Source organism: Syntrophomonas sp. UBA5494 (assembly GCF_002426325.1).
Window position 1 is genome coordinate 1 of record NZ_DIPG01000039.1, and the last position, 6,690, is coordinate 6,690.

At 47.1% G+C, this 6,690-nt stretch carries 6 protein-coding genes and 1 pseudogene; 3 read left to right on the forward strand and 4 right to left on the reverse strand.

The features are described 5' to 3' along the window. Positions 1-209 precede the first annotated feature (209 nt). The 3 genes from B3W37_RS04185 (at position 210) to B3W37_RS04195 (ending at position 3,408) form a co-directional block, all read left to right on the forward strand. A complete protein-coding gene (locus tag B3W37_RS04185) occupies positions 210-665 on the forward strand; it encodes a PaaI family thioesterase (protein ID WP_483174868.1) in 456 nt (151 codons plus the stop codon). Positions 666-1,019: 354 nt separating this feature from the next. Further along, the gene (locus B3W37_RS04190) at positions 1,020-1,898 is read left to right on the forward strand and encodes an MBL fold metallo-hydrolase (RefSeq protein WP_483174869.1); all 879 of its coding nucleotides are present in this window, start codon (positions 1,020-1,022) and stop codon (positions 1,896-1,898) included. A 262-nt stretch (positions 1,899-2,160) separates the two neighbouring features. After that, positions 2,161-3,408 (forward strand): YibE/F family protein, encoded by a 1,248-nt coding sequence (locus B3W37_RS04195; RefSeq protein WP_483174870.1) that lies wholly within the window; start codon positions 2,161-2,163, stop codon positions 3,406-3,408. Positions 3,409-3,597: 189 nt separating this feature from the next. Here the strand turns inward: B3W37_RS04195 and B3W37_RS04200 are convergent, their stop codons facing one another. The 4 genes and pseudogenes from B3W37_RS04200 to B3W37_RS04215 all read right to left on the reverse strand — a co-directional run. Next, a complete protein-coding gene (locus tag B3W37_RS04200; RefSeq protein WP_483174871.1) occupies positions 3,598-5,067 on the reverse strand; it encodes an AAA family ATPase in 1,470 nt (489 codons plus the stop codon). Positions 5,068-5,082: 15 nt separating this feature from the next. Beyond that, on the reverse strand, positions 5,083-5,610 hold the full coding sequence (locus B3W37_RS04205; protein ID WP_483169260.1) for a hypothetical protein: 528 nt from the start codon (positions 5,608-5,610) through the stop codon (positions 5,083-5,085). Between the two features lie 167 nt (positions 5,611-5,777). Beyond that, entirely contained in the window at positions 5,778-6,317 is a 540-nt protein-coding gene (gene pgsA, locus B3W37_RS04210) for a CDP-diacylglycerol--glycerol-3-phosphate 3-phosphatidyltransferase (RefSeq protein ID WP_481038464.1), read from the reverse strand. Next, positions 6,301-6,690 (reverse strand): annotated as a pseudogene (locus tag B3W37_RS04215) (30S ribosomal protein S12 methylthiotransferase RimO); the annotation flags it as partial. The pseudogene B3W37_RS04215 and the gene pgsA, both read right to left, overlap by 17 nt.

A 6,690-nucleotide genomic window follows, 5' to 3' on the forward strand; every position in this document is an offset into this window, starting at 1 on the left:
GATTATGAAATGACCGATCATTATCAGATTACCAAGTATTTCTTGAACCATAGAGAAAAGATCCTGGCGGATATCCTGAACAATGATTAGTTGATGTCTTTCTGTTGGTATATAGGCAATTATTTATGGAGTATATTGGTTTAAAGCTGTAGAATTTCGATATAATTAATCAAATGATAGTTAATCGGTTTGAGGGGTTTCATATAAGTATGGCAGAGATTGAAAACAGAGGGCTCGATGATGATTTTTTCAACTTCTTATGTAAGGCGTGCGAATCGGCTCCTGTTCACCGGACCCTGGACGTTAGCCTGACCTATTTGGGGCAGGGAGCGGCGGGTCTGAAAATGAACCCCGGACTGGAATTTTCGACCATCCGGGGCAGGCTGCACGGCGGAATCATCGCGACTTTAGCGGATACGGCCATGGGTTGGGCATTTATAACCCTGGGGCGTGCCTGTATAACTATAGATATGTATACGAACTATACTGCCACCTGTTTCGCGGAAAATGAGTTGATTGCTGAAGCAAAAGTCATACATTTGGGGAGGAGGACTGGAGTTGCTGAAGCTGCTTTGTTCAATGGCCAGGGGGAGCTTGCTGCCGTGAGCAGGGGAACATTCTCTGTGCAAAAAGACGTTATGGAGGAGTTCGAAAAAGGGATTTGAGTCGGCTTTATTCCGCTTTTGCTGGTCTTCGCCACCCCGGATATTAGAAACCGCTGCCAGGCATATGGAATGTATCTGCGATTGAGTCCAACAAAAAGAACGTCGTCCCGCTGTTGGCTTGTATTCAAGTGGTCTGCCAATAGAGAAACGCTATCCGGGCCGGAGTATCATCAAGAATTATGCCATTAATTGCAATGTCTTGCAGATTTTCTGCTCCTGTGGCGCCATCTGATAAGGAGAGGGTATTATGTACGAGCAAGTCAGAGAAAACATATTTCGGATCGAAATTCCCTTGCCCCGGAATCCCCTTAGGGCTTTGAATGCCTATTTTATTAAGGGCCAAGACAGGAACCTGTGATCGACACCGGGTTCAATCAGGAAGAATGCCGTCAAGCCATGGATCAGGCCATGCAGGAGATGGGATTTTCTATGGAGGATACCGATATTTTCTTAACCCATTGTCATTCCGATCATGCCGGGCTGGCCGGATATCTGGCCACACCGCAAACCCGTATTTTCACCGGGGACTATACTGCACAGGACATCAGCCGCAATCATGACTTTTTTGTATACTTCGATAATCTGGTGCGACAGGGCGGCCTGTTGGAGATGGGATTGACGCAGAACCCGGCCGCACACCCTGGTTACAGGTACCGGACCAATGAAATCGATGCAAACAGCATCAGCATAGTACAAGATGGTACCGTAATCACCGTAGGGGACTACAGTCTAAACTGCATTCTGACAAACGGTCATGCCCCTGACCACATATGTCTGTATGATGAAAACCATCAAATTCTGTTCAGCGGCGATCATATATTGGGGACGATCACCCCTAACAACACTACTTGGGATGAACCCTGGGAGATTAAGGTGGACTATCTGGACGAATACCTGAAAAGTCTGGCCAAGATTGAGGCATTGGATATTGAGCTGACCTTGCCCGGACACAGGGAAATTATCGCGGATTGTTATCATAGAATCAAGGAACTCAGGTCACATCATGATAAACGGCTGCAGAACGCTCTGGATGTGTTAGGGGAAAATACCATGACAGCAGCGCAAGTCGCCAGTAAAATGGAATGGGATTTGAATATCAAGAACTGGGAAGAGTTCCCCACGGCCCAGAAGCTGTTCGCAACTGGAGAGGCATTATCCCACCTGTCGCACCTGGTGTGCAAAAACATTTTAAACAAGGAACTGCGTGATGGGGTGATCCACTACCATAAGTGACAAAAAAGGAGAACAAAATCGCTGCCGTGATGGTTTCAAAAAAACTAAACAACAAACTTTCGGAAAAAGCGAAAAGGAAAGCACTTTCTGTGGTATTGTTTAAGCCACCAAACCAAAACAGGGCAAAGGTGCGAAATGTAAGATTTAATGAACAAAAGAGACAAATAATCTTCAGAAATCAAACTTAATCTTATATAATTAGGTATCCCTGACTTCCGGAGGTATTATTATCATGCGTAGGATTACCCGGCTTTCGAAGCTAATGATATCATTAGCTTTATTCCTTTCTTTTTTTGCTGCAGGTCTTTTCATTCATCTTGAACAGGTTGCAGCTGCTCAAGCTAATTCTCCAACCACCCAATTAGCGACGAGCGCCACTGCAGTTGACCCGGCTGATGGGGAGATCCCTGGAGAATATCTCTTAGAACCAGAAAGACAGCAGCAAGAGTTTTATGAAAAGGCTATAGTACTGGAGGTAAACAGTATAGATCGTGACCCCTCCGAGACCGCACAAAACAGGATTACCGAACAAACGGTAAAGGTGCGCATGTTAAGCGGTACTTATAAAGGACAGGATTTGCTGGTTACTAATAACTTAACTGGATCGCCAGGCATAGATATCATTGTTGAACCCGGAGATAAAATAGTACTCTATATGACTGCAGAGATTGACAGCGACGGACGTGCAGTACTGCAGAATGTCTATGTAGCTGATCGGTTGCGGAGCCCTGCCTTGCTATGGCTGACGCTTATCTTTACTGCATTGATACTTATAATAGGACGTTATCAGGGATTAAAGGCTCTTTTGGGACTGGGTGTTACAGCTTTAGGAATTTATAAGATATTACTTCCCGGCTTGCTGGCAGGTAAACCCGCCTTGCCTTTAACTATTATGGTGCTGGTGGGAGCTACTCTAATCACCATGGTTTTTATAGCCGGCTTCAGTCGAAAAGCCATAGCTGCCACTCTAGGAACTGTTGGTGGACTGATTGCAGCAGGACTGTTAGCTTATCTTTTTGGCGGTTTAGCTCAGTTGAGCGGGCTTAGTACCGAGGAAGAACGCATGCTTTTATACGTCAACAATATAACCATCGACATCAGGGGATTATTGTTTTCAGGCATCCTTATTGGAGCTCTAGGCGCCATCATGGATGTGGCCATGTCTGTGGCTTCAACGATAAGTGAGGTTAAAAAAGCTGATCCCAGTATGAAGGCTTATCAGTTAATGGGAGCAGGTATGAATGTCGGACGGGACATTATGGGAACCATGGCCAATACGCTAATCCTGGCTTATACGGGCAGTGCTCTTCCATTGATGCTTTTGTTTATGGCGTACAAAATGGAACCAATCAGTTTTCTTAATTGGGAAATGATTACTACTGAAATAGTGAGAGCACTTGTAGGGAGCATAGGTTTAATTGCCTGCATACCATTTACCGCACTAATAGCAGGATGGCTTAATGGATCGGGGAAAATTCAGGCGCTGCCTTATAGGGCTGAGGATGCGTAGGAGCAGAGTGCTATTAATCCTGGATTCGATCCACCAGAAAACCCCGAGGACCCTTTGCCCGAAACCAGCTTATTTATCAAATTTCTTACCAACGTCTAAAACCATTAATAATATTGCTTTAAGCTTTTGGCCCTGATATTCAGGAAACTTAATATCTGGCCCCTTCAAGAACCGTCCGCGCCTGTATCTTTAATGGATGATTTCTACAAATCGCTGCCGGTCTATTGTCTCTTCCTGCTGTATGCTCGCTGCCAGGGTAAAAAGGGCATCCTTCTTATCCTGCAGGAGCTTTATGGTCTTCTGCTCAAGGTCCACGATGATGTTCTTGCATTCTTCAAAAAGGCTCTCCTGGGGCAGATCTTCAGCATGCACAATGCCTAAAGAGGACAACCCGGCCTCTACAATCTGCCTGGCGGTATTCCAGCAGGCTTTGAAGTCTCCTCTGGCTCCGGTGCTGCGGTTGCCGTATTTGATCTCCTCGGCTGCAGCTCCACCCAGCGCTATCATGATCTCACTTTCCAGTTGTTCCCGGGTATACAAGTATTGGTCATCGGGCGGATTCTTGCGCATGAAGCCCAAAGCCTGCCCGCGGGGGACGATGGTGACCGAGGACACCGATCCCGGCATCAGGGTTTCACTCAATAGAGCATGACCGCTCTCATGTACACTTACCCGTTCCACTTCTTCCAATGAAGGCTTGCGATCCAATTTCTCGCCCAAAATCACCTTGTCAATGGCTTCATTGAAGTGGCGGCTTAAGACCTTTGAGTTTTTTTCCCGCATAGCCAGTATGGCAGCTTCGTTGGCCAGGCTTTCGAGGTGAGCACCGGAAAATCCGAAAGTGGCGGCAGCGATCTGGTCCAGGTCCCCGCAGTCGTCCAGAGGCTTGTTGCGGGTATGAATCTCCAGAATTTTCTTGCGGCCGGTTTTATCGGGGAGATTAACCTGTACCTGACGGTCAAATCGTCCCGGTCTTAATAAAGCCGGATCCAGCATATCGGCGCGATTGGTGGCCCCGATCAGAAGTATGCGCACTGAATCGTCGGGATTGATGCCGTCCATTTCCACCAGCAATTGATTCAAAGTCTGATCGTATTCCATGTGGCTGGTGTTCTTGCCGCGCTTGGCTCCTAAGATCTCCAATTCATCGATGAAGATAATAGCACTGTGGCTGTTTTGCTTCAGGGCCTTTTTGCGGGAGTCATTGAACAACTGCCTGACCCGTTTAGCCCCTACTCCGGCATACATTTCTATAAATTCACTGCCTGAAGCGGCGATAAAAACCGAACTGGTGTAGTTGGCTGCGGCCTTGGCCATCAAGGTTTTGCCGGTTCCCGGAGGGCCGACCAAAAGAACCCCTTTTAACGGCCGTATGCCCATTTTGCTTATCAAATCGGGGCTGCGCAAAAATTCCAGGGCTTCGCCCAGTTCGTTGATGGCCGAGTCCTGTCCTCCGATGTCGTCAAAGGAAATATTTTTTTGGCGTTTTTTACCATTCTCTGCACCCAGATTGTTAAATCGGATTGCCCCCTGCATATGCAAGAACATATAACAGACTACCGCCAATCCGCCGAAAAGCGCCACAGGCAGTATATTATAGCCGATTAAGGCCAGAAAAACCAGAAAGGCTGTTCCAATCCCGATCAGGTATTCTTTCATGTCCAATTCTCCTCACTAGGTAATGTTCTGGCTGCTTTTCAGTTCAATAACACGGTACATACTATTCTCTCCATCAGCCAGATGCAGGTATAAATAGCGGTCGTCGACGTAAAGGTGATAAGAGATCCCTTTCTCGACCGCGTATTGGCCCAAGGTCTGATCCAGCCATACAAAGCTGTGATTGGCCGCCGCTTCATAAATGGCTGGCTGCAGGTGTAAATATGCTTGCTGCAGCATTTCATCCTGGGGATCGGTGATGATCAGCTTGTAAGCGCCTTTTTTTAAAGTATTATCCAGGGCCTCCTGTATGGCCTGGTACTCCTGCTGCAGATTGTACACCTCTTGCAGCTGCACTGCGACCTCAAACTGTCCTTCAACCCTTGACAGTTCCACGTTGGCTATGGCAGGCCGGGCCTCCAGTTGCTGGATTACCGGATTGATTATCATATACTTCATATATAGCTGATAGCCGCCCATCAGTATCGCCAGGGAGATAACGAAGACAGCCAGGGAAATGGCAGTTTTAAAATCGCTCTTTTTCATGTGAGCCAGCCCCTTTCCAAGTTATTATAACATAGACCATAGTCCCTAACTTTGGACAATATATGGCAGCACAACCAGCTGTACAATAAATTAAGACCGCTATAAGCAGCGGCCTTTATCATAACTTTAGTAGTTTATTTTGCCTGGGAATAGGGTCCTAGATAGATTCACTTCACCTCACGCATGCTGATATATCGATAAAAATACTCCAACCCCGAATAGACTGTGATGATGAGCGCCAGGTACAGCATCACCGGCCCCAGGACCAGGGTGGTTATGGCATAAAAATCATTTTGCAGTATTACTACCACCACGGCTATAATCTGGCTGATAGTCTTCAGCTTACCCCATATACTAGCGGGAATGATAACCCCTTCCTCTGCTTTGATTATGCGTAAACCGGATACGGCAAATTCACGCCCCAGAATGACAATTGCGATCCATCCAGGAATACGCCCCAACTCCACCAGGCTGATTAAAGCGGCTGTAATCAGCAATTTATCGGCCAACGGGTCGAGTATGACCCCTAATTTGGTGACCTGTTTCATCTTGCGGGCCAGGTAACCATCCAGGCTGTCGGTCAAGGCAGCCACTATAAAGATAGCCGCGGCTATATAATCGCCGTTGGGAACCTTCACGGAGATGATGATAACGAAGAGCGGGATTAATATGATACGTAAAAGAGTTAAACTATTGGGGATGTTCATCAGCAACTTCTCCGATCATGTCATAGTTTCTGACCGCTTTAAGCTCTACCCGCATCAATTGTCCTTTGGGTAAGGCCCGGGTGCTCTTGATCATGGTGATGCCGTCCACTTCCGGCGCCTGATAATAACCTCTGCCGATGTAGAGGTGGTTGGAGACCTTTTCCGTAATCAACACCGGTTCCTGGCTTCCAATCCTGGCAATATTCTTGCTGCGGGTAATGCGGTTCTGCAGCTTCATTATCAGATCCAAACGCTCCTGGCTGATTTCCGGCGGCACTTGATCGGGCATCAGGCTAGCTGCCGTGTCTTCTTCAGGATTGTAGCGAAAAGCCCCCAGCCAGTCAAAAGCTGATTCAGCGATGAAATCATAGAG